We start from the raw sequence: 23,450 nt of genomic DNA on the forward strand, positions 1-23,450 counted from the left end.
AAGAATGAATACCATGAAAACCAAACTCTGTTTACTCATTTTGTTAATAGTAGGCTTATCCGTTCAGTTATCAGCCAACCCTATAAACGGTTTGCTCGAAAGAATTGATAAGGGAGCATCGAAGAAATTTGTTATCGAATTCAAGAAAGGTGCGGATGATTTTTTCGAACTGGACCAGAAAGGAACTAAAGTCGTAGTCCGGGGTAATAACTATGTGAATATAGCGACAGGTATCAACTGGTATCTGAAATATTATGCCGGTATCCAACTGTCATGGAATGGTATGCAGGCGAAATTGCCGCAGGTACTTCCTCCTGTCCCCCGAAAAGAGCGTCACGAAACATCCCTCTCACTCCGTTACGATTTCAACTATTGTACCTATTCCTACACCATGGCCTTTTGGGATTGGGAACGCTGGGAGAAAGAAATAGACTGGATGGCTCTACATGGTATCAATCTCCCTTTGGCAGCCGTAGGCCAGGAATGTATCTGGTTCAATATGCTTCAAAAACTGGGATATTCTAAAGATGAAATTAACCGATTCATTGCCGGCCCTGCTTTTCTTGCTTGGTGGGCAATGAATAATCTGGAAGGATGGGGCGGACCTAATCCGGATTCCTGGTATGTACAGCAGGAAGCTTTGCAGAAGAAAATTTTGAAGCGTATGCGCGAATATGGCATTAAACCTGTATTTCCGGGATATTCAGGTATGGTTCCCCACGATGCTGATGAGAAGTTGGGACTGAACCTGACCAAGTCTGATTTATGGAACGGCTTTACCCGTCCTGCTTTCCTGCAACCTACCGATGTCCGCTTTGCCGAGATTGCCGATTTATATTATCAGGAACAGGAGAAGCTTTTCGGCAAGGTCGATTATTATTCTATGGACCCTTTTCATGAAGCTGAGAATGCCGCTTCAGTAGATTTCGATGCGGCCGGGAAAGCTATTATGGCGGCTATGAAAAAAGTGAATCCGAAAGCCACCTGGGTAGTGCAGGGCTGGACAGAGAATCCTCGTCCCGAGATGATAAAGAATATGCAGAATGGAGATCTGCTGATACTGGACCTGTTCAGTGAATGTCGTCCTATGTGGGGAATCCCTTCCATCTGGAAGCGTGACAAGGGGTATGAACAGCACAATTGGCTGTTCTGTATGTTGCTCAATTTCGGTGGCAATGTGGGACTTCACGGTCGTATGGACCAGTTACTCGATAATTTCTACCTGACTAAGAATAATCCGTTAGCTGTTCACCTGAAAGGAATAGGTCTGACCATGGAAGGTGCAGAGAATAACCCCATGATGTTTGAACTGATGTGCGAACTTCCCTGGCGACCGGAGAAATTCACGAAAGAAGAATGGCTGAAAGATTATCTCTTTGCCCGTTATGGTGTAAGAGACGAGAAGATAGAAAAGGCATGGACTTTGCTTGCCAATACCATTTATAACTGTCCTTTCGGAAATAACCAACAAGGCCCTCATGAGTCTATTTTCTGCGGACGTCCTTCGCTGAATAACTTCCAGGCATCGAGCTGGTCGAAGATGAAGAACTATTATGATCCTACCGTTACGGAAGAAGCAGCACGGCTGATGGTGGAAGTAGCCGATAAATATCGTGGTAATAATAACTTTGAATATGACCTGGTAGACATCGTACGACAGTCTCTTTCCGATAAAGGACGTATTGTTTATAACCGGACCATTGCTGACTTCAAAAGCTTTGATAAACGCAGTTTTGCCCGTGACTCCCGGAAATTCCTGGATATATTGCTGTTGCAGGATAAATTGCTGGGTACACGTAGTGAATTCCGTGTAGGCCGTTGGATAGAGCAGGCACGCAATTTGGGGACTACTCCCGAAGAAAAAGACCTGTACGAATGGAATGCCCGCGTGCAGATAACCACTTGGGGCAATCGTGTTTGCGCTGATGACGGTGGTCTGCGTGACTATGCACATAAAGAATGGAACGGTATTCTGCGCGATTTCTATTATAAACGTTGGGCAGCCTATTGGCAAACTCTTCAGGATCAACTGGATGGTAAACCCGAAGTTAAGCTGGATTATTATGCGATGGAAGAACCCTGGACACTGGCAAAGAATCCGTATAGTTCGGTTCCTGAAGGAAGCTGTGTGGATGTGGCGAAAGAAGTGTTTGAGAAGGCAATGAGATAGTATAACTGAGATACAACCAACTGTGCATATTGATATTTAGAAAGTATATGGAAAACTCTCACCCCCCAATTTCCACTTCCCCACAGAAGAAGCGACTTTTGTCTCTTGATGTGCTGCGCGGAATTACTGTCGTCGGTATGATCCTCGTCAATAATTCCGGTGGGAAGTTATCTTATGATTCTTTGCAACATTCTGCATGGAATGGGCTGACTCTTTGTGATCTGGTCTTTCCGTTCTTTTTGTTCATCATGGGAATTTCCACTTATATTGCTTTGGGCAAGTTCCATTTTCAAGCATCTGGTTCAGTGGTCCGTAAGATACTGAAACGTACTCTTGTCATTTTATGCATTGGCTGGGCTATTCACTGGTTTCACTTTATTTGTGATGGAGATTTCTTTCCTTTTGCCCATCTTCGGCTTACGGGAGTGCTGCCGCGTATAGCCTTGTGCTATTGTGTAGTTTCCTTTGTAGCCTTGTATGTCAATCATAAATATATTGGCTGGATCATTGGTTGCCTTATCGCTGGATATGCCGTATTGCTTTGTATAGGCAACGGATATGCACCGGATGATACAAACCTTCTGGCTATCATAGACCGGAATATATTAGGTGCAGACCACCTTTATCATAAAAGCCCGATAGATCCGGAAGGACTTACTAGTACCCTTTCTGCTATCGCTCATACATTGATCGGCTTCTGTTGTGGGAAAATCATTCTGGCTAAGGAAGCTTTGGAACAGAAAACACTGAAATTGTTTGTTGCAGGTTTTATTCTGATGGCATGCGGTTTTGTGCTGACAGAAGCCCTACCGTTGAATAAGCGTATCTGGTCGCCTACATTTGTGTTAGTAACATGTGGATTGGCAGCCATGCTTCAGTCTGTGCTGATTTATTTCATTGATATGAAGGAAAAGAAGAACTGGTGTCGTTTCTTTGAAATATTCGGTGTTAACCCTTTGTTTCTCTACGTACTCAGCGAGGTAGCGGCTATTGTCATTGGTGCCACCGGAAGTAAGCCGGTGATTTACGAAGGGGTACATTTTCTGATAACCGATCCTTATCTGGCATCTGCCGTTTACGCCCTTGCCTTTACATTGCTGATGGGAGCGTGCGGCTATCCATTGTATAAAAAGAAAATCTATATAAAAATATAATAATGATGAGACGAACAATCTATACATGCTATTCTCTGTTACTGGCAACTGTGTTGCTGCCGGGTACTACTTCGTGTACCAGTCGTTGTGGGACTGTTGACGAGTCGCGATTATCTTATATCGATACTCGTGTAGGTACCGCCCCCAGTGCGACCCATACAGCGGGGTTGTTTGGCAGGGATACGGAAGAATACGGGCAAACCCTCCCGGCGGTACTCGAACCCAACGGAATGAACTTCTGGACTGCGCAGACGCGGGACACGGAGGAGAAATGCATAGCACCCTATTATTACGCAGATACTCTGTTGCAAGGCTTTCGTAACTCCCACTGGATTGTGGGCGGATGTACGCAGGACTACGGTTCTATGACGTTGATGCCGCTCTTCGGTAAATTGCGTTGCCAGCCGGAAGCACGTTCCACCCGTTTCTCCCATGAGAAAGAAACGGCAACACCGGCTTATTATACGGTTTCCCTGCCGGATGAGAATATCTATGCCGAAATGACGGGGCGTTCGCGTTCCGCAATTTTCCGTTTCACATACAGCAAAGCGGGAAAAGGTTATCTGGTGGTAAACCCTAACAGTGATGAAGGTCAGGGATATATCTGCATCGACACCCTTAACAATCAGATTTACGGATATAATCCTGTTCACCGCATTTATCAGGGTTGGGGAAAATCGGCAGGGTATAGCGGATATTTTATCATTCAGTTCCAAAAGAAGCTGACGGATTACGGTGTGTTCAGGGGAGATTCTTTGTCTCCCGGCGTCATTCAGATAGGAGATGCGGCGCAGATAGGTGCCTATGTGGAGTTTGATGTGACCGAAGGTGAAGAGGTATTGGTGAAAGCTGCCTCCTCTTTTACCGACCGGGATGGTGCTTTGAAGAACCTGAAAGCTGAAATCCCTCATTGGGACTTTGGACAGACTTGCACAGAGCTAAGACAGATGTGGGAGAAACATCTCTCTGCTATTGATGTAGAGACCGAACGACTTGCAGACAAGGAAATGTTTTACGGTGCTTTCTATCGTGCTTCTTTTCTGCCGCATACATTCAATGATATAGATGGCCGTTATCCCTCTTTTGCGAATGGCACTCCGATATGCCAACTTCCTGAAGGAGAAACGTATTATGAGGATTATAGTATGTGGGATACCTACCGTGCCCTGCATCCGATGATCAATCTGCTTTTTCCGACAAAGGGGGGAGATATGATGCAATCTTTGGTGCATAAATATGAACAAGGTGGTTGGTTGCCCATCTTTCCTTGTTGGAATAGCTATACTGCCGCTATGATAGGCGATCATTGTATCTCCGCCATCAGCGATGCATACTGTAAGGGGATTCGTAATTTCGATGTGGACAAGGCTTATGAAGGAATGCGTAAGAATGCCTTTGAAACTCCTTCTAACCTTGATGAATATAAAAATGGTATGGGGCGTCGAGCTCTGACCTCTTATCTGGAGTACGGATATATTCCTCTTGAAGACGGTGTACCTGATGCTTTTCATACAAAGGAACAGGTATCACGTACCTTGGAATATGCTTATGATGACTTTGCCCTTGCACAGATGGCAAAAGCTTTGGGTAAGACGGATGATTACCAGGCATTGATACGGCGTGCTGCCAATTATCGCAATGTGATAGATCCCCGTACGGGATATGCCCAGGGGCGCCATGCCGATGGTACTTTTCTGAATGATGCCAATGCTTTTAATTTTGCCCGTTTTATTACTGAAGGTGCTCCCTGTCACTATACCTGGTACGTGCCGCAAGATCCATACGGGCTGATGGCAAGTATGGGAGGGAAAGATAAGTATGTAGCCAAGTTGGATTCCATGTTCAGTGAACAACGTTACTGGCATGGAAACGAGCCTTGTCATCAGGTTGCTTATATGTTCAATTATGCAGGTGAACCCTGGAAGACTCAGAGTGCTGTCCGCCACGTTATGGAAACGGAATATCTGAATGAACCGGGTGGACTTTCCGGCAATGACGATGCCGGACAGATGTCGGCCTGGTACATGTTTGCCGCTATGGGATTCTATCCGGTGTGTCCCGGTACTCCGTATTATATACTTGCCAGCCCCTCATTCCCCAGCTTCACGCTGAATCTTGAGAGTGGAAAGAAGTTCACAGTGAAAGCCCGTAACGCATCGCAGAGGAATATCTATATTCAGTCGGCAACGCTGAACGGAAAACCTTATACGCGAAACTACATTACCCATCAAGATATAGTGAACGGTGGTGTGATGGAGTTTGTGATGGGGGATAAACCGAATAAGGAGTGGGGAACGGCAGCGGAAGACTGTCCGCCGACGGTGATTGAGTGATGAGCTACATGCTACGAGCTACAAGTGCCTTCCGGTATGTTAGTGTAAAATAATAGTTGATAGCTTATAGGACTATATAGCGCAGCACTCGTAGCTTGTAGCTCGTAACTTGCAGCTTGTAGCCCGTAGCTTACTAATTTTAAGAAAGATAACTTATATGAGAGCAAAAGCATTTTTGTTTGTCCTGTGCAGCATCTTGCTGTTAGGGGCATGCGGCACTCCGAAGACCGGAGGGACTATTTATAACATTATGGACTACGGAGCCAAAGGTGATGGTGTCACCGATGATGCCGCGGCCATACAAGCTGCTATCGATCAGTGTTCCAAGTCGGGTGGCGGAATGGTACTGGTTCCGGCAGGGCGTACTTTCATGTGCAGCCCTTTCCATCTGGCTTCATTTGTGGAATTGCATCTGGAACCTAATTCCTGTCTGCTTGCCAATCCTGATGAGGCTGCCTATACACTGAGCGCTTTCCGTGATAATCGTGGTGAAGGCATGATGTGGATTCATGGTCAAGATCTGAAAGAGGTATCTATCACCGGAACAGGAGCCATAGATGGAAACGGTGTCTCCTTTATGGGTAAGGAACTGGAAGACTCTTATGAACTGAAACCGGTGACCGACTTTGATCCCCGTCCGCATGTACTGACGCTTATCAATATAGAGAAAACAGTGATCCGTGATGTGACAATCCGCAACAGTGCCTATTGGACGGTTCATCTCATCGGTTGCAACGATGTCTCCATCGATGGCATCTCTATCCTGAATAACTTGAAGATACGCAACGGTGACGGCATCGATGTAGACCATTCCAAGAATGTACGTATAGCCAATTGCCATATCGAATCGGGTGATGACTGCATCTGTCTGAAGAATCGTCGTGAGTTTGAAGAATACGGTTCGTGCGAAGACATAGTTGTAACCAACTGTACTATGGTTTCCCGTTCCTGTGCCATCAAGATCGGTTCGGAAAATATGGATAAGATTAATAATGTACTGTTCAATAACTGTATCATCAAGAACAGTAACCGTGGCATCGGTATTCAGAACCGGGATGAAGGAACGGTTACCAATGTGATTTTCTCTAATATGATTGTGGATTGCATGTTCTTCTCCGATGTCTGGTGGGGAAAGGCGGAACCTATTTACGTGACTTCCTATCCGCGTGCCGTAGGCAATCATAAAGATGCCGGCTGGCGTTTCCCGAAGGGAGCTACCGAAGGACGTTGCGGAGAGGTGAGCCGTATTTACTTCACAAATATCAAATGCACCAGCGAGAACGGCATCTTTGTAGGTGGGGATACACAAGACAAAGTGAATCATATCTACTTTGAAGACGTAGACCTGCTATTGCAAAAGCGTACGGCTTATGAGGGTGGTATCTATGATAAACGTCCGTGTGTGGGCGAAGGGTTTATCCATGATAAGACGTATGGTTTTTATATCGATACGGCATCTGATATTCTGATAGATGATTGCACCGTTACTTGGGGAGATATCCGTCCCGATCAGGCAACAGAAGGCATTGGGCAGAGGGATGTTCGTAATCTGAAAATAAAGAAATAAAAGTGATAAGCTACAAGCTACTGATTCATATTAATAACTTAAATTCGTCACGAAGATGAGACAAAGCATAATTTTTATCTTGTATTTGCTGTGTACTTTCACAGCTCGTTCCCAGTCTGCATTAACTCCGGAGCAGACAGGAAGTATTTATTATGCTTATCCTGTTCCTTCATCCACCTATACTCCTGCCCCTGCTGGTTATGAGCCTTTCTACATCAGTCACTACGGTCGTCACGGTTCCCGCTGGATGACGGCGGATGAGCGTTATACGGAAGTTATCTGCGTCTTTGATTCCCTTTATCAATGTTCCGAACTGACCCCCCTTGGCGTGGATGTCCGCGAACGTCTGCATAAGGTTTGGGAAGATGCCCGCGGATGTAGTGGAAGTATCACCCCACTTGGCGAGCGCCAGCACCGTGAGATAGCCGAACGGATGTATCATAACTTTCCGCAAGTATTTCGGGGGGACGCTTTCATTGACGCCCGCTCATCCACTTCCCTGCGTTGTGCCGTGAGTATGAGTTATTTCACCGAACGCCTGAAAGAACTGAATCCTGGCCTGCAAGTAAACCGTAGAGCTTACCATCGGTATATGGATTATATCGCCTATACATCCCCCGAAGGTGAGAAATTTGCTTCTGAGAAGGCTCCGTGGAGGCGTAGCTTCAGAGAGTTTGAAAAAAAGAACGTCCGTCCCGAACGTCTGATGGCCTCCCTGTTTGTGAAGCCTGAAGCGATAACGGATCAAGACGCCATGATGCGCAGCCTTTATTGGATTGCCGCTGATATGCAGAATGTTGAGTTGGATTTGTCTTTCTATGATATCTTTGAATATGAGGAATTAGTAGGAGTCTGGAAGACAGTGAATGCCCGCATGTATGTTTGCAATGCTGCTGCTCCGCTCAATGGCGGCCTGATGCCTCGTTGTGCCGTACCTTTGCTGCGTAATATCCTGGAAAGTGCGGATGCCGCCATAGAGAAAGGAACCCCTGCGGCCGATCTCCGTTTCGGACATGATACTCATCTCATTCGTCTGCTTGCTTTGATGCAGATAGAAGGATGTAGTAATCAGGAGGTGGATATGGAGAAGTTTCATCTTGCCTGGCAAGATTACCGGGTTTCTCCTATGGGAGCTAATCTTCAACTGATTTTCTATCGCGATAAGAAGAATGATATACTGGTGAAATTCCTGTTGAACGAGTGTGAAGTGACACTGCCGTTGAAGAGCAAAATGGTTCCTTATTATTCATGGAAAGAGGTTGAAACTTTCCTGGCGGAGATAATAGGAAAAGAATAGCCGTAAAGTAAGAATATATAAAGGATTACCACCCAATCTCGGCGTTTATAGAGCAATCAACTCCTGTTTTGACTAAAAGTTGTATTTTTTATCCTAAAATAAATACAACTTGTGCAAAATATATATATCTTTGTATCAGAGAATATGCTTTTACTTTAAAGTAACAGGCAATAAAAGAATCGTTTAACATAAAAAACAGGAAGCGTATGAATAGAATTCTTAAGTTGGGACTTTTAAGTGTCATTGTAGGCGCCTTGTATTCTTGTAGTTCCGATAGTCTATACGATCCGGACAAAGCAGGAGATGTAAAGCTTGCTCAGTATGAAGCAGCTTTTGTAGGAAAGTATGGAGCAATTGCTTCTAATCAGAATTGGGGATTTGGAGGGACAACAACACGTAGTTCCAATCCTAATAGCAATCAATGGAAGGACTTCGTGGAAGTTCCCTCAAGTGATGATCTTACTTCTGAGAAAATAAACAAAATTGTAGAGCTTTTCAAAGATCCTTCAAAGGCCACTGTTATAGAGAGTGTGAATTGGTCGGATTTCTTTGTTCAGCATGTCTACTATGGAAATAAGGACAATATGAATCAATTGGCTGTACATAAGGAGAAGAATGGGACTCCGGATGAGGTTTACAATTTCAATAAATCAGCCGGAAGTATCATGTTTATGTATGACAGCGGTACAAGTTCATTCAGCTATAAGGGCGAAGGAGGCACCAGATATGATGAACATATAATAATATTCTATGAAGGAGATTATTATGTTGGACTTGATTTTGAGTGCTATATGAATCAAAACACTCCACCGGATGGAGATTATAGCGATTGGATCGTACGAATTGTTCCGGCTAAATATATAAAAGCCCAAAGAATCATGGCGGAAGATCTTACAATATCTGGTGGAGATTTCGATTTCAATGATGTTGTATTTGATGCCGTAACCGTGAATGGTGCAACTGTGGTGACCTTACAGGCAGCCGGTGGTACAATGCCTTTGTATATTGAAGACAATGAAGTACACGAACTGTTTGGCGTTTCTCAATCCACAATGGTGAATACTTATGACAAGCAGGCAAAAGCTCCGGTAATATTCCGACTAAAGAACAGATATAACGATATAAAAGATATACCCGTTCGCGTGAATGATGTGATATTGCCGGCAGAAGTGGGGAAAGCTCCAGGGAAACTGTGCTGTCCGACTACCTGTGAGTGGACTGATGAACGGCAGAACATTGAAATCAAGTATCCGAATTTCCAGGCAGCAGTGGAAAACGGCAATATCAATTGGTGGGAGTAATCAGTAATTCTGCTACTCTTCTTGTGATAGAATAGGAAACGAAATCTAAAGAATATATTTCCCATTCAACCCGGATTCTGATCCGGTTGAATGGGAAATTTGTTTTGATGATAGAGATTCATCAATGGGTCTTTGTTTGTCATAAGTTTTTAGATTTGTGTCAACATCAAATGGCTGAATTCCGTCAAATGCATATACTGGCAAACTATAATTACAGGATTTTTAGTTTCAGTCTTTCAGCCGGTTCTTCTAGTATCTATATATGGGTGCCATTGGATCTATAGATGCGGCACGTTGGATCTATAGATGCGACACGTCCGATCTATAGACCCAACAGGTCCGATATATAGGTGGGTCACGCCTATTGTTGATGAACGACTTAAGAGTTTCGTAAGTGTGTAACGAACGGACTTAATAGAATAATAATAATGATGCTAATATTTTCATTCTGCAAGCATAAAGATATTATTATGTGCATTCCGCTAACATGTGTTTGATGCAAACAGGCTCTTCTGGCTCAATGAATCCTCATTTTCCTTGAAACAGACCATCTGTTTGCCTCGAACTAACCATGTAATTGAGCATAACTAACCATGTAATAAGGTATAACTAATAATGTAATTGCGCACAACTAACTATGTAATTTGCAAAATGGCTACACCTTTTGCCCAAAAGGGTGTAGCTATCCTGCAAAAAGGGTGACACCATCCGGATGAAAGGGTGTAGCCTTCTCCAAAACCGGTTTATTCTGTTCTATCTGAACACGAGCCCCAACCATCCGGCAAGTTTCATTTTGCAGTAATACTGTTAATCATAAAGACTATTTAAAGCGGATCGGTAGATAAAAAGATCATAGTGATTCTTTTTCTTGCAGACAGCAATCACTGTACGTTTTTACTAAACGTTCTCCTTGCGCTTTTCACTTCTTCCCCTCCGACAGTGCTGAAAGAAAGCATTCTCGCACGTTAGAATTATCAATTTGACATATTGACATATCGGTCGCATCACTGAGTGATTCCGGGATGGTTCAGCTCATTCAGCGGAGGTTTCAGCCGTAAAGCTTATAAATGAGGCGATTCGGGAATAGGCTGAAGAACTGAAAGATAAAAATGAAAATAAAAGTATGTCCTGACAAAGTAAGAAAGTAACTTTACTCAAGTTTTGCATGTAACCTTTCAGGCTGCTTGCGAAACTCTTGAATAACTTTATAGTCCCGAGTTCATCCGTCCCAAGTTGTTTTTTAAGTGTTACCTAATAAAACCAGTATAATCTGTACCAAGTTATTTTTTAGTCATTACTAAGTTGGAGAATAATGGATGTAACATAATAGTAAGCGACTGCTCAACTACATCTTGCTATTCTAACAGAACTTTAACAGCTAAATTCACTGTAATTGACACTAAAGTTACGATAAAATTCACTATACAAAACAATAGCTCGGTATCGATACAATCAATAAATCATGCCTATTCTTGTGCTGATGGTTCTGTATATAAGGTTAATCATGGAGGAGGTATTGCTCCAGGGCAAAAACATGAAGCCAGTATCTTGATTTCAAGTAGTAAACTCCCTATGACATTTATAAATGTTTCAGACTCATATCCGTCTGGACTGTCAGGTTCCTCATATCCAAGTACGGTTAGCAGTACAACAACAGAGGTTTTGGTCACTGCAAATTAATAATTAATTTCAAAAGGGAACAAGGCTGAACTCATTTATGGAACAGCCTTGTTTCTTATGAATTACGTATAGGGAAATATACTTATTTAATAATCATACTTTTTCCAGTCCGCCGATATATCCATATCTTTCGTTGCTGTAAAAGTATAACTATGCAGGCGATTTGTATCAGAGAAAGTTTTGATGGCCGCTCCAGAATCTAGATAGAACCCTATACAATAATAATGGGTTACACTATAATCACCTACGATTTCATCTCCTTCAGCATAGATAGTTACCTCTTCACCATATTTTACAGTCTTCGTTTGCGATGTGTACGACAAACTTCCGGAGCTGAATCCTATTTTCCCTTTTCCTCCCGTAGCACCACCGGTACTGGAAGATAATCTGATGGTTACTTGTGAAGGAGCACCATCAGGATTTGCTTCTCCACTAAATGAAGCATATATATGTTGTTGACGATAATCATCAACTTCCCTATCATCAAGATAATTACGAGTAGATATGAGTTTACCACTCTTGTCATACCACCCAAGAAATTGATTGTTGTTGCCAGGAATAGCCATTACATAATCAGGTGTATATATTTTATAGGTAACCGTTCGAACCCCTCGCGGATATGCCGCCGCGAACGGATCTCCCGGTATCGTTCCTCCGTCACCGGGTCGCGGGTCACGTAAACCACCCTGAACCCGTTACCCGTGCTGTCCCTGACCTGCACGTGCCCGATTATCTCCCTTGATTTGTTTATGCTGTTGTCCATCGTTTCGATACTGTCGGGTATGCAGCCCTTTACCAGACCCACGATAATGACAACGGCGACGATAAATGCCCAGGGGCCTATCGCCGCCGCGACGAACACGAGTTCATCGGCTTTTCTCCAGAATTTACTCATCCATTCTCATCATGTGGCGGCCGGATGCTCCCCGGACATCGGACACGCAGACCGTGTAGCCAGCATCCAGCAGCCGGTTACGACATGCTTCCATGTCCGCCTCGGGAATCCTGACGGCAGGAATCCGCGCGGCGGTGATATTGAATGACGGCACGCCGGTTGTCCGGGTAAGTGTCCGGGCATCGTCGTAATACGCCTCGTAGGATTCGTCTACATGGAAGAATACCAGGGCATCCGTTCCATGCCTCTCTTTCATCCGCTTGTAACATTGTTCGATTAAAGACTCTTTTTTCATAAATATACGAGGTTTTATATGACACCCAAACACCGGGCGTGCTCCCATGTAATTCAATACCCGGTATTTTGCCCGAATAACATATACGGGCGTTGCCACACGCAAATATATGATATTTACGGCATAAAAAACATTTTCTTCCTGCTATTCTACGTTTTCATACTCACCTCCTTTCTGCTGATACCGGTATGTCGCGGCCATGAAGGCGCCCCGGCCTTTTTACCGGGCGGCGGCGCCGAGGGACTGCCGGGCCTTCTCTATCGAGGAAACGGCATTGTCCATCGAGCCTATGGCTTCCTGCATCTTGTCGCCGCGTGCACTCCACTGTAATGTAATCTTTCATCTTTAACTGTTCCGCCAAAGGAGCGATGCCGTAGGTGGGGCGGCCTGAGGCCAATACCAATCGTACACCGCTTTGTTGCAGGTGCAACAAGGTACGGAGATTGCGCGGTGAAATTTCTTTCTTCGAGTTGGTCAAGGTTCCGTCCAAATCGAGGACGAGCAGGCGATAGTCTTGTCTCATTGCTTTGAAATATATTATTTTTGAAAGGGACAAAGATAGAGTTTTCTCAGGATGAAACATTATTTTTGTAGCATGAAGTCAAAAGAACGTGTATTATTGGGGATGAGCGGTGGTACGGACAGTTCCGTTGCTGCCATGAGATTGCAGGATGCAGGTTATGAAGTCACCGGTGTGACATTCCGTTTCTACGAGAAGGATGGAGCGACGGAATATCTGGATGATGCCCGTGCCTTGGCTTCGAGGCTGGGAATAGAACATATTACCTATGATGCCCGTGAGATGTTTCGTTCGCGTATTATCCGTTACTTTATAGATGAATACCTGGCAGGACATACCCCTGTGCCTTGTACTCTTTGCAACAACGAGCTGAAATGGACACTTTTGGCTAAAATTGCCGATGAAAAGGGTATTTATTGGATTTCTACCGGACACTATGTGCGCAAAATTCTACAAGGCGGAAAGTATTATATGGCTCCTGCGGCAGACAGGGATAAGGACCAGACTTTTTTCCTGTGGGGCTTGAAGCAGGATATCATACAGCGTATGCTGCTACCTATGGGGGACATTACAAAGGTGGAAGCACGTGCCTTTGCAGCGGCTCGTGGATTTCATGGGGTGGCAACAAAGAAAGACAGTATCGGCGTATGCTTCTGTCCGCGGGACTATCGTTCTTTTCTGCGACGTGAGGCAGGTGCCCAAAAACTGCCCAATAAGGGGAAATTCATCGATGAAAACGGTTGTTTTTTAGGGTGGCATGAAGGGTATCCTTTTTATACGATAGGGCAGCGTAGAGGGCTGGGTATCCAGATGAACAGGGCTGTATTTGTCAAGGAGATCTCAGTAGAGAGAAATGAGGTGGTGCTTGCTCCTTTAGCATCCTTATATAAACAGGAGATGTGGTTGAAAGGATGGAACTTAGTGGAGGAGAGTCGTGTGTTGCAGGCAAAGGAGGTCATCGTGAAAATACGTTACCGCAAGCAGGCAAACCATTGCAGAGTGACGCTTGCTGCCGGCGATTTGTTGCATGTCCAGTTGACAGAGCCTTTGGAATCCATTGCTGCAGGGCAGGCGGCGGCTTTTTATGCGGAGGACGGCTTGTTGTTGGGCGGCGGAATTATTATATGATCTTTAAATAATACTACGATATGAGGCATACTTTCTATACTTCCATCTGTTTGTGCAGTTTGTTTTCTTTAGTTTTGTTTGTTATGTGCTTGGCAGGATGTACCGGGCAACAGTCTCCCATTTCTTTTTATCGAAAGCCATTGATGACCCTCGATAGTCTTATTGCACTCCGCCCCCGGTTCCAGGCGGAAAAGGAGCAGGAGATCAAAGCCGCTAAGAAGAAATTGGGCAGTCTTCCCGCATCTTCTCCCAAAAGATATGAACTGAATAAAGAGATACAACAGTTGTACCGGGGCTATATTTGTGATTCGCTGATATATTATATTTACGAAAACATTCGGCTTTCCAGACAGTTGAAAGACCATGAGAAGACATTGGAATCAGAAATGTCATTGGCAGTCTATCTTGCCAAATCGGGAATGTATCTGGAAGCTCTGGTATTGATGGATTCTATTAAGAGGGCAGATGTTAACGATGAATTGCTTGATCTTTACTATCGGGCTTATAATCTCATCTATCGTCAGAAGGCGTATATCTCTAAAGACAAGGTACTTGCTGAGCGGGTATTTGCTCCTTTGGCAAAAGTATATCAGGATTCTTTGTTTGCAGTGGTAGATAGCGGCTCTACTATCTATTATGATGTTCATATTCAGAAATATATGGATGAAAAGAAGTTTACTGAAGCTCTGAAGCTCTCTGAGAACCGCCTGGCAATGCTGACGCCCGGTGACCGGGAATATGCCGCTGTCTGGTATAATATCGGTGATGTGAAAAATATGATGGGAGATATGACAGGATTCTTTGAGGCAATGATGAATTCTGCTATAGAAGATATGAAACATTGTATCAAGGATCATGCTTCACTGCACCGCATAGCCCGTACCTTGTACGACTGGGATGAGGTGTCAAGGGCGGCAAGCTATATACAGATATGTATGGAGGATGTGTATTTCTACAATGCCAATTTGCGCAGTTTGCAGATAGCCAAGACTTTGCCTGTAGTGACTCAGGCTTATGAAAAGAAAAACCAGAGTTATATAATGAGCTTGCGTACCAAGGTAGTGGTTATCTTTCTGCTGCTGTTTTTCTGTGTGGGCATATTGATTGTCGTGGTGGTACAGAAGAACAAGCTCTCTCGTATGCATCGTAAGTTGCAGGAGTCTAATGATAGTCTGAATGTATTAAGCCATAAATTGGCGGATGCAAATACTCATCTGAATGAAGTCAATAACGAGTTAGTGGAGAATAACTATATCAAGGAAAATTATGTGGCGCACTTTATCAGATTAAGTTCCGAGTACATAGGGAAGAACCAAAAGTTTAGGCTGGAAGTAAACAAGGCCTTGAGAAAAGGTAAGGTAGAGGATGCTTTGCGTATGACCCTGTATGCCGGTACGGATGATGAAGAGTTGGAAGAGTTTTATGCTAACTTTGATGAGGCATTTCTTTCCATATTTCCCCATTTCATCGAAGAATATAATAAACTTATGGCTGAAGAGAACCGGGTGGTTCTGACTGACAAGCAGAAAGAACGGAAAATGTTGACCTCCGAATTGCGGGTTTTTGCCTTGATAAGACTGGGGTTCAATGATAGTGCAACCATTGCCCGGATGCTCCGTTATTCCATAAACACGATTTATAATATACGCTCTAAAGTCAAGAATAAGGCAATTGTTTCCAAAGACTCTTTTGAATCGTTGATTATGAAAATCGGTATGCTTTCTATGGAATAGACAGCCTTTTTGTCTTCTTTTTCTTTCTTTCTAATCTCATTCTTTCTATATGTGAAGAATGGGCAATTATCTGTTGATCATTCGTTTGCGTGGTATAGAAATTTCATTTTACCTCATTTTAATCTCATTGCCGGAATACGGTTCCCTTTTCCTTCTACTTTTGCTTCATCCAAAAATAATCATTATGAGAGACATGAAAAACTATCTGAATCTGGTTTGGGGAGGTTTGTTGGGAACTGTCGGAGTTTCTTGTACAGAGGCCACTCCTACCAAGAGTGAAAAACCTAACTTCGTCTTTATCTATATGGACGATATGGGCTATTCGGATGTCAGCTGCTATGGTGAAACCAGGTGGACTACTCCGAATATAGATGCATTGGCAGCAGAGGGTATCAAGTTTACGGACTGTTATGCCGCGTCACCGATTTCAAGTCCTTCCCGTGCAGGTTTTCTGACGGGACGCTATCCGGCACGTATGGGTATTCAAGGAGTGTTCTATCCAGACAGCTATACGGGTATGGCACCGGAGGAAGTGACTATGGCAGAAGTTCTCAAAGTGCAGGGGTATGCAACTGCCTGTATTGGGAAGTGGCATTTGGGAAGCCGTGAAAAATATCTGCCTTTACAGCAAGGTTTCGACGAATACTTTGGCATACCGTACAGTAATGACATGAGTGCCCAAGTGTATCTGCGGGGGAATGAGGTGGAGGAGTTTCATATTGATATCAACAATGTAACCAAGAAATATACGGAGGAAGCAGTCGATTATATCCGTAGAAAAGCGGATCAGCCTTTTTTTCTCTTCTTGGCACATAGCATGATGCATGTTCCTATCTACGTTTCCGACGAGTTTGCCGGTAAATCCGGTGCAGGTATCTATGGTGATGCTGTATTGGAAGTGGATTGGAGTGTAGGGAGGATAATGGAAACACTTCGGGAGTTGGGATTAGATGACAATACGCTGGTAGTGTTTACCAGTGATAACGGTCCGTGGTTACAGGAAGGGCCATTGGGAGGCAGGGCTTTGCCTTTGCGTGAAGGTAAGACCACTGCCTTTGAAGGTGGAGTACGTGTGCCTTGCATCGCTTATTGGAAAGGGCAGATTAAGCCGGTGGTAAATACGGATGTGGTGAGTCTGCTTGACTGGTTTCCTACTGTGACTGCTCTTAGCGGAGGTATTCTGCCCGATGTACGTTTGGATGGCTATGATTTGACTGCTGTACTGAATGGAACCGGTAAACGTGCCAGTGAAGACTATGCCTATTTCCGTAACAATCGTGATATAACCGATTACCGTTCCGGCGACTGGAAAATCTCTCTTCCTGCCCCTGGTATTAAAGGAAATTTCTGGAGAGCTTCGACTGCGGAGCATGATACATTACTTTTCAATCTTCGTGAAGATATAGGTGAACGTTACAACTTGTATCGTAAATATCCCGGTAAAGCCAAAGAAATGTTGCAAAAATTGCAGGAGTACACCAGAAATTTCGGAGAGATTCCTCCCGGCCTGGTTATGACTGGTAATGATGCTTCCAAGTATTTGCGCAAGCAGCGCCAAGAGGCCAAGGAGCAGGCTAAGGCTGGAGGTTTAAAAGATAAAAGTACGGAAACAGACGGATTTATAAACGTACAATAACTGTTGAACTTAAATTAATACACATGAAAAAAGTAAATTTATGGATGTTGTTGCTGATGATGTTGGCACAGCTGTTTGCCCTTGATGCTTATGGGCAGCAAAGAATAGTTACGGGGCGAGTACTTGATAACGCAACGGATGAAAACATGATTGGTGTTTCCGTGCAAGTGAAGGGGACGGCTACTGGAGGTATTACCGATATGGACGGCAAGTTCCAGGTAAATGTATCTTCCGCTGATGCTGTATTGGTATTCAGTTATATGGGTTATCAGACGGAGGAGGTAAAAGTGGGACAGCAAAGTGACTTGACTATTCGTATGAAAGAGGATGGAGAGTTGTTGGAGGAGGTTGTTGTTATCGGCTACGGAACGCAGAAACGTAAGGATGTGACGACTGCTATTTCAAGTGTTTCTACGAAAGATCTTGATGAGCGGCCTATCGTGTCGGCTGCACAGGCTTTGCAGGGAAAGGCGGCTGGTGTTTATGTGATGCAGCCCAGTGGTACGCCGGGGGCTGATATGTCTATCCGTGTGCGTGGTACTACTTCTTTCAATGGAAGTAATGATCCGCTGTATGTTGTGGATGGAGTAGCTGTGGATAATATTAATTTTCTCTCACCTAATGACATTGCCAGCATGCAGATTTTGAAAGACGCTTCTTCAGCAGCTATCTACGGTTCCCGTGCAGCAAACGGCGTGATTATGATTACCACCAAGGCAGGAGAGACAGGTAAGGCAAAGGTAGCGTTGAATGCCCAGATAGGCATCAATTCAGTAGCCAATAAGATTGAATCCTTAAATGCAGTCCAATATAAAGAATTGCAGGAAGAGATAGGAGCCATTCTTAATCCGGGTACTGCTGATATTACCGATTGGCATGATGAGGTCTACCAGACAGGGTTGACCCAGAATTACCAGGTATCAGTGTCCAATGGAAACGAAAAATTTAAATATTACCTGTCTGCCGGTTATCTGGATGAGCAGGGAGTTTTAAAGGCTGCTTTTTTCCGCAGATACAATTTCCGTGCAAACTTGGAAAACAAAGTACGTGACTGGTTGAAAGTAGGAGCAAACATCTCTTACTCTGATAATTCCAAGAATGGTATTACTACCGGTATGGGGGCTAATCGTGGTGGTGTGGTACTGGCTGTCATCAATCTTCCTACGAGCGTACCGGTATGGAATGAGGAAAACAATTATTATAACCGTGATTTCTATGGCATGAACCTTGTCAATCCGGTGGAGGCTATGGAAAATGGAAAGAACAACAAGGCACAGGAGACACGTCTGATTGCTTCTGGAAATGCTACCATTACTTTTTTGCCGGAACTTTCACTAAAGAGTTCTTTTACATTAGACCGCAGAAATTACTTGAAGACGACTTTTACTCCACCTGTACATATTGAAGGTATTGATGAATGGGGAAATGCATCAGACAACCGGAATATGAATACGGTAATTGTTTTCGATAATGTATTGACCTACCAGAAAGTATTTGACAAGCATAATGTGGAGGGAATGGCAGGTACTTCATGGACTGCTTCCAATTATAAGAATAGCTGGATCAATGGTTCTCATTTCCGTAACTCGGATATTATCACTCTGAATGTAGCCAACAAGATAGCTTGGAACAATACCGGTACGGGAGCATCTGAATGGGGTATCATGTCTTACTTCGGACGTTTGTCCTATAATTATGACGGTAAATATATGGTGACTGCCAATGTGCGCAGAGATGGTTCGTCCAAGTTGCATCCGGACCATCGTTGGGGGACGTTTCCTTCCATATCGGCTGCGTGGCGTATATCTTCTGAAAAGTTTATGAGTGGACTGGACTGGCTGGACGATATGAAAATCCGTGTCAGTTGGGGACAGACCGGCAATCAGTCCGGTGTAGGTGATTATGCTTTTCTACAAAAGTACAATGTTACCCGTCAGGAGTGGTTCAAGGAGGGTAATGAAAATGCTGTTCCTACCATTACGCAAGCCAATCTGCGTACTTCGGATCTGACTTGGGAAACAACTTCGCAAACGGATATCGGTCTGGATCTTACGATGTTCAATAATCGTGTCAATCTTACGATGGACTATTATTATAAGCGGACTACTGATATGCTGATGTACGTTTCATTGCCTGCGGGTGCTGCCGCTGCCAACAACATAGTACGCAATGAAGGCGAGATGACTAACAAGGGCTTTGAATTTTCCATTAGTACACAGAACTTCAGAGGTGCTTTTACATGGAATACAGACTTCAATATATCCTTTAACAGAAATCGGTTAGAGAAGCTGGAACTACAGAAGATTTATTCAGGAGCACAACTCAGCAGTGATATCTTGAAAGAATACGTTGTACGTAACGAACCAGGGCGTCCGTTGGGTGGTTTTTATGGATATATCAGTGATGGCGTTGATCCGCAAACCGGTGAACTGATGTACAGGGATGTGAATGATGACGGTATTATTTCTGCTTTGGACCGTACTTATATAGGTGATCCTAACCCGGATTTTACATACGGTATGACGAATACTCTCTCCTGGAAGAATTTCAATCTGAGCTTTTTTATTCAGGGATCACAAGGAAATGACGTATATAATGCTTCACGTATCGAAACGGAAGCTATGTTTGATGGTAAAAACCAGGCCACACGAGTATTGAAAAGATGGAAAGAGCCGGGACAGATTACAGATGTACCGAAGGCAGGGTTTGCTATCAAGAACTCTTCCTATTTTGTGGAGGATGGCAGTTATTTGCGCCTGAAGAACTTGACTTTTTCTTATAATTTTACTGGGAAACTGTTGAAACGCTGGGGAGTAACCCGCTTACAACCTTATTTTACGGCAAATAATTTGTTGACTATTACCGGTTATAAAGGTATGGATCCGGAGGTTAATGAATGGGGGAATGACGGTGGTGTTCAAGGCATTGATTGGGGCTCTTATCCTCACAGCAAATCGTTTGTTTTTGGTGTTAATATTGAATTTTAAATAAAACGTATTATGAAACATATATCTATTCTCAGATTATTGGCAGGCGGTTTGATATTTACCACAGCTTCATGCTCACTGGATTATGATCCGGTAGATATGTACTCGGATGTGACGGAGGGGGTACAGAAGGAAGAAGATAAGGGTGTTGTCTTTAAGGATAAGGCTGCCGTGGAAGCCCATTTGCAGACTCTTTATGATCAGATGCGTGACAGGCAGGAACATTGGTATCAGGATATGTTCCTGATTGGAGATACGCATTCTGATAATGCTTATGCAGGCACACGCTCGGGTGCTCCGCAGTATTTTGAAAGTAATACCATTCCAAGTACAATTGCTCCTTTACAGCGTGGGTGGAATCGTTTTATGGAGGATATTGCACGTGCTAATAAGTTGATTTGTAATATTGATGCCGTGACCGATGCTTCCTTGACTGTACAGGAACGGGAATCCTATAAAGCCCAGGCCAAGATTTTCAGAGCCATGATTTATTTTGATATGGTACGTAATTGGGGTAGGATACCTATCGTTATTACAGAAGCGGGTGACATTACTTCAGAAACTATAGAGGAGGTATATCCGGCATATTTTCCTGCACAGAATACGGAAGAGGAAGTTTACCGGCAAATTGAGAAAGATTTGTTGGAGGCTATTTCTGCTGCACCGGATAATAACCCGGAAGACAAGACACGTTTCAGTAAGTCAGTGGCACGTACTCTGTTGGCGAAGGTTTATGCTGAGGAACCTTTGAGGGATTATACGAAGGTCATTAAGTATTGCGATGAAGTGGCGGCGGACGGTTTCCGTCTGGCGGATAAGTTTAACGATCTGTTCGGTGTGAAGATGCAGGATGAAACATTGCCTCCAGGTCCGGCTAATCCGGCAATAGAGGCTAAATATAGAAATACGGTGGAGTCCATTTTGGAAGCACAGTATTTTCCCGGAAGTGGTACATGGCTGCCTAATATTTTAGGACGTTTTCTGGATGACTGGGACAAACAGTTCACTTATGCCAAGTGGATTACCCCATCCAGAGACTTGCTGGCAGCCTTTGAGGAAGCAGGAGACAAGGAACGCCTGAACGAAACTGTGGTGTATTATCAGACGAACTGGGATAATCACTATCCGAGAGAGCATTATCCGTTTATGTACAAGATTCGCTCTTCTTATTCCACAGTTATAAAATACCGTTATGCTGATGTCTTGTTATTGAAGGCGGAGGCTTTACTCTTGGGGAATGGTAGTGTAGGTGATGCGGTTGATATCATTAACCAGATAAGGCACCGTGCAGGACTGGCAGATTTGCCTTCATCTGTAACTTCCAGCAGAGAAGCGGCTTTTGAAGCATTGATGAAGGAGCGTCGGCTTGAGTTGGCGCTGGAAGGACAGCGTTGGTATGACCTTGTGCGTTGGGGTAAGGTGGAAGAGGTGATGAATTCCCTTCCGGACCGTGATGAAGGTCGTGCGAAGTTGGGCAATCTTTTCAATAGGAATTATTATAAGTTGCCTATTTCCCAGTCTGTATTGGATCAGAATCCTAATCTGAAACAGAATCCGGGATATTGATCAGAATATTTATAGATTGAAATATCCTTGAGAAGAATCCCTTTATTTTACCTTGCCCGATAGATATGACGAGGTGAAATAGGGGGATTTCTGTATCACATTTCGCAACAGTTTTTTATTTCCTTTTGAACATAAGAGCAGTAATTGTTGTTAAAAGGGCAAGACGTCTTTTTATGTGAAACTTTTAAAACGAACGAAAATATGAAACGTATATATGCTATAGTAGTGTTTACTATTTTGACAACGATAGCTTATGCCCAGGCGGATGATAAAGGGTATCAGGAAGGTGCTTGGGTATTGAAAGGTGTGACAGGACTCAACATGTCGCAGACGGCCATGTCCAACTGGTCGGCGGGAGGTGAGAATTCTATTGCCGGAAATGCTTATTTGAACGCTTCATTGACCCATAAGAAAGGAAATTGGTTGTGGGTCTCTAATGTAGTATTGGATTATGGATTGTCCAAGACAAAATCACAAGGAGTTAGGAAAAGTTCAGACAAAATCGGAATTTCAACCCAGTTGGGCTATTCTACTGATAATGTATGGTTCTATACGCTTATGGGAGATTTGAATACCCAATTTGCCAAAGGGTATAACTATCCGGACAAGGAACATCAGATTTCTAACTTCTTTGCTCCGGCTTATTCCAATATAGCTTTGGGTATGGAGTGGCGTCCGAAGAGCAATTATTCTCTGCTCCTCTCACCTGTTTCCACAAAAATGACTTTTGTCTGTGATGACTATCTTTCTGATCTGGGAGCATTTGGTGTTGATCCGGGAGATCATTTCAAGATTGAGGCGGGTGCATTTGTCAAGGCCCGTGCAGAGTTGCCTTTGATGGAGAATGTGAATCTGATTACCACTGCTGATTTTTTTACACCCTATAGCAAAGATTTCGGGAATATCGATATTAATTGGGATATGCTCATTAGTATGAAGATTAACAAGGTACTGTCAGCTACCATAAGTACAGCGTTGAAATATGATAATGATGTGAAAACGTTTGATAATGAGGGTGTTAAGAAAGGCCCTAAAGTGCAATTTAAAGAGATACTGGGTATCGGATTGGCATATAATTTCTAAACTTTTATAAAGCACTGTTGAAATAACGTAAGCATTTGGCTAATCCCGTGTGAAGTTTCTGTGGTTATCCGGCAAAAAAACGATGATTTCTTTGCCGTTCCTGCA

The 23,450-nt window shown here is 43.8% G+C and carries 15 protein-coding genes and 1 pseudogene; 12 read left to right on the forward strand and 4 right to left on the reverse strand.

Annotated features, from left to right (window positions below):
- Positions 1-13: 13 nt before the first annotated feature.
- The 6 genes from BACCELL_RS10385 to BACCELL_RS10410 all read left to right on the forward strand — a co-directional run bounded on the left by BACCELL_RS10385 (position 14) and on the right by BACCELL_RS10410 (position 9,822).
- The gene (locus tag BACCELL_RS10385) at positions 14-2,170 is read left to right on the forward strand and encodes an alpha-N-acetylglucosaminidase (RefSeq protein WP_044153780.1); all 2,157 of its coding nucleotides are present in this window, start codon (positions 14-16) and stop codon (positions 2,168-2,170) included.
- A gap of 47 nt (positions 2,171-2,217) precedes the next feature.
- Positions 2,218-3,324, forward strand: coding sequence for an acyltransferase family protein (locus BACCELL_RS10390; RefSeq protein ID WP_007211718.1), 1,107 nt, complete (start codon positions 2,218-2,220; stop codon positions 3,322-3,324).
- Between the two features lie 5 nt (positions 3,325-3,329).
- Positions 3,330-5,657: a GH92 family glycosyl hydrolase gene (locus BACCELL_RS10395; protein ID WP_044153782.1), complete on the forward strand. Its 2,328-nt coding sequence runs from the start codon at positions 3,330-3,332 to the stop codon at positions 5,655-5,657.
- A gap of 157 nt (positions 5,658-5,814) precedes the next feature.
- The gene (locus BACCELL_RS10400; protein ID WP_007211720.1) at positions 5,815-7,224 is read left to right on the forward strand and encodes a glycoside hydrolase family 28 protein; all 1,410 of its coding nucleotides are present in this window, start codon (positions 5,815-5,817) and stop codon (positions 7,222-7,224) included.
- 55 nt (positions 7,225-7,279) lie between these two features.
- Entirely contained in the window at positions 7,280-8,521 is a 1,242-nt protein-coding gene (locus tag BACCELL_RS10405; protein ID WP_044153585.1) for a histidine-type phosphatase, read from the forward strand.
- Between the two features lie 206 nt (positions 8,522-8,727).
- Positions 8,728-9,822 carry a hypothetical protein gene (locus tag BACCELL_RS10410; protein WP_007211724.1) on the forward strand — a complete coding sequence of 365 codons (1,095 nt, stop codon included), beginning with the start codon at positions 8,728-8,730 and terminating at the stop codon, positions 9,820-9,822.
- 1,766 nt (positions 9,823-11,588) lie between these two features.
- Here the strand turns inward: BACCELL_RS10410 and BACCELL_RS10415 are convergent.
- The 4 genes and pseudogenes from BACCELL_RS10415 to BACCELL_RS26495 all read right to left on the reverse strand — a co-directional run.
- Positions 11,589-12,068 carry a hypothetical protein gene (locus BACCELL_RS10415; protein WP_007211726.1) on the reverse strand — a complete coding sequence of 160 codons (480 nt, stop codon included), beginning with the start codon at positions 12,066-12,068 and terminating at the stop codon, positions 11,589-11,591.
- Positions 12,068-12,397, reverse strand: a complete 330-nt coding sequence (locus BACCELL_RS10420; protein ID WP_007211727.1) for a hypothetical protein — start codon at positions 12,395-12,397, stop codon at positions 12,068-12,070. Before BACCELL_RS10420 ends, BACCELL_RS10415 begins: the two co-directional genes overlap by 1 nt.
- Entirely contained in the window at positions 12,390-12,692 is a 303-nt protein-coding gene (locus BACCELL_RS10425) for a MutS N-terminal domain-containing protein (protein ID WP_007218755.1), read from the reverse strand. The genes BACCELL_RS10420 and BACCELL_RS10425 overlap by 8 nt, the downstream gene beginning before the upstream one ends.
- A gap of 331 nt (positions 12,693-13,023) precedes the next feature.
- A pseudogene (locus BACCELL_RS26495) lies at positions 13,024-13,215 on the reverse strand (HAD family hydrolase); the annotation flags it as partial.
- 72 nt (positions 13,216-13,287) lie between these two features.
- Here BACCELL_RS26495 and mnmA point away from each other — a divergent pair.
- The 6 genes from mnmA (at position 13,288) to BACCELL_RS10460 (ending at position 23,345) form a co-directional block, all read left to right on the forward strand.
- Positions 13,288-14,340: a tRNA 2-thiouridine(34) synthase MnmA gene (gene mnmA, locus BACCELL_RS10435; protein WP_007211730.1), complete on the forward strand. Its 1,053-nt coding sequence runs from the start codon at positions 13,288-13,290 to the stop codon at positions 14,338-14,340.
- Positions 14,341-14,360: 20 nt separating this feature from the next.
- On the forward strand, positions 14,361-16,073 hold the full coding sequence (locus BACCELL_RS10440; RefSeq protein WP_007218753.1) for a DUF6377 domain-containing protein: 1,713 nt from the start codon (positions 14,361-14,363) through the stop codon (positions 16,071-16,073).
- A 184-nt stretch (positions 16,074-16,257) separates the two neighbouring features.
- Entirely contained in the window at positions 16,258-17,709 is a 1,452-nt protein-coding gene (locus tag BACCELL_RS10445; protein WP_007218752.1) for a sulfatase family protein, read from the forward strand.
- Positions 17,710-17,732: 23 nt separating this feature from the next.
- Positions 17,733-20,696: a SusC/RagA family TonB-linked outer membrane protein gene (locus tag BACCELL_RS10450; RefSeq protein WP_007211733.1), complete on the forward strand. Its 2,964-nt coding sequence runs from the start codon at positions 17,733-17,735 to the stop codon at positions 20,694-20,696.
- Positions 20,697-20,708: 12 nt separating this feature from the next.
- On the forward strand, positions 20,709-22,262 hold the full coding sequence (locus tag BACCELL_RS10455; RefSeq protein ID WP_007211734.1) for a RagB/SusD family nutrient uptake outer membrane protein: 1,554 nt from the start codon (positions 20,709-20,711) through the stop codon (positions 22,260-22,262).
- 201 nt (positions 22,263-22,463) lie between these two features.
- On the forward strand, positions 22,464-23,345 hold the full coding sequence (locus BACCELL_RS10460; protein ID WP_007211735.1) for a DUF3078 domain-containing protein: 882 nt from the start codon (positions 22,464-22,466) through the stop codon (positions 23,343-23,345).
- The last annotated feature ends 105 nt before the right edge of the window (positions 23,346-23,450 follow it).

The sequence above is a fragment of the Bacteroides cellulosilyticus DSM 14838 genome (assembly GCF_000158035.1).
Lineage (GTDB): Bacteria > Bacteroidota > Bacteroidia > Bacteroidales > Bacteroidaceae > Bacteroides > Bacteroides cellulosilyticus.

Excerpts from the sequence above, each read along its gene's own strand:
- mnmA (WP_007211730.1), top strand. The coding sequence starts at position 13,288 with ATGAAGTCAAAAGAACGTGTATTATTGGGGATGAGCGGTGGTACGGAC.
- BACCELL_RS10425 (WP_007218755.1), bottom strand. The coding sequence starts at position 12,692 with ATGAAAAAAGAGTCTTTAATCGAACAATGTTACAAGCGGATGAAAGAG.
- BACCELL_RS10410 (WP_007211724.1), top strand. The coding sequence starts at position 8,728 with ATGAATAGAATTCTTAAGTTGGGACTTTTAAGTGTCATTGTAGGCGCC.
- BACCELL_RS10445 (WP_007218752.1), top strand. The coding sequence starts at position 16,258 with ATGAGAGACATGAAAAACTATCTGAATCTGGTTTGGGGAGGTTTGTTG.
- BACCELL_RS10450 (WP_007211733.1), top strand. The coding sequence starts at position 17,733 with ATGAAAAAAGTAAATTTATGGATGTTGTTGCTGATGATGTTGGCACAG.
- BACCELL_RS10420 (WP_007211727.1), bottom strand. The coding sequence starts at position 12,397 with ATGAGTAAATTCTGGAGAAAAGCCGATGAACTCGTGTTCGTCGCGGCG.
- BACCELL_RS10460 (WP_007211735.1), top strand. The coding sequence starts at position 22,464 with ATGAAACGTATATATGCTATAGTAGTGTTTACTATTTTGACAACGATA.
- BACCELL_RS10405 (WP_044153585.1), top strand. The coding sequence starts at position 7,280 with ATGAGACAAAGCATAATTTTTATCTTGTATTTGCTGTGTACTTTCACA.
- BACCELL_RS10415 (WP_007211726.1), bottom strand. The coding sequence starts at position 12,068 with ATGGCTATTCCTGGCAACAACAATCAATTTCTTGGGTGGTATGACAAG.
- BACCELL_RS10440 (WP_007218753.1), top strand. The coding sequence starts at position 14,361 with ATGAGGCATACTTTCTATACTTCCATCTGTTTGTGCAGTTTGTTTTCT.
- BACCELL_RS10385 (WP_044153780.1), top strand. The coding sequence starts at position 14 with ATGAAAACCAAACTCTGTTTACTCATTTTGTTAATAGTAGGCTTATCC.
- BACCELL_RS10400 (WP_007211720.1), top strand. The coding sequence starts at position 5,815 with ATGAGAGCAAAAGCATTTTTGTTTGTCCTGTGCAGCATCTTGCTGTTA.
- BACCELL_RS10390 (WP_007211718.1), top strand. The coding sequence starts at position 2,218 with ATGGAAAACTCTCACCCCCCAATTTCCACTTCCCCACAGAAGAAGCGA.
- BACCELL_RS10455 (WP_007211734.1), top strand. The coding sequence starts at position 20,709 with ATGAAACATATATCTATTCTCAGATTATTGGCAGGCGGTTTGATATTT.
- BACCELL_RS10395 (WP_044153782.1), top strand. The coding sequence starts at position 3,330 with ATGAGACGAACAATCTATACATGCTATTCTCTGTTACTGGCAACTGTG.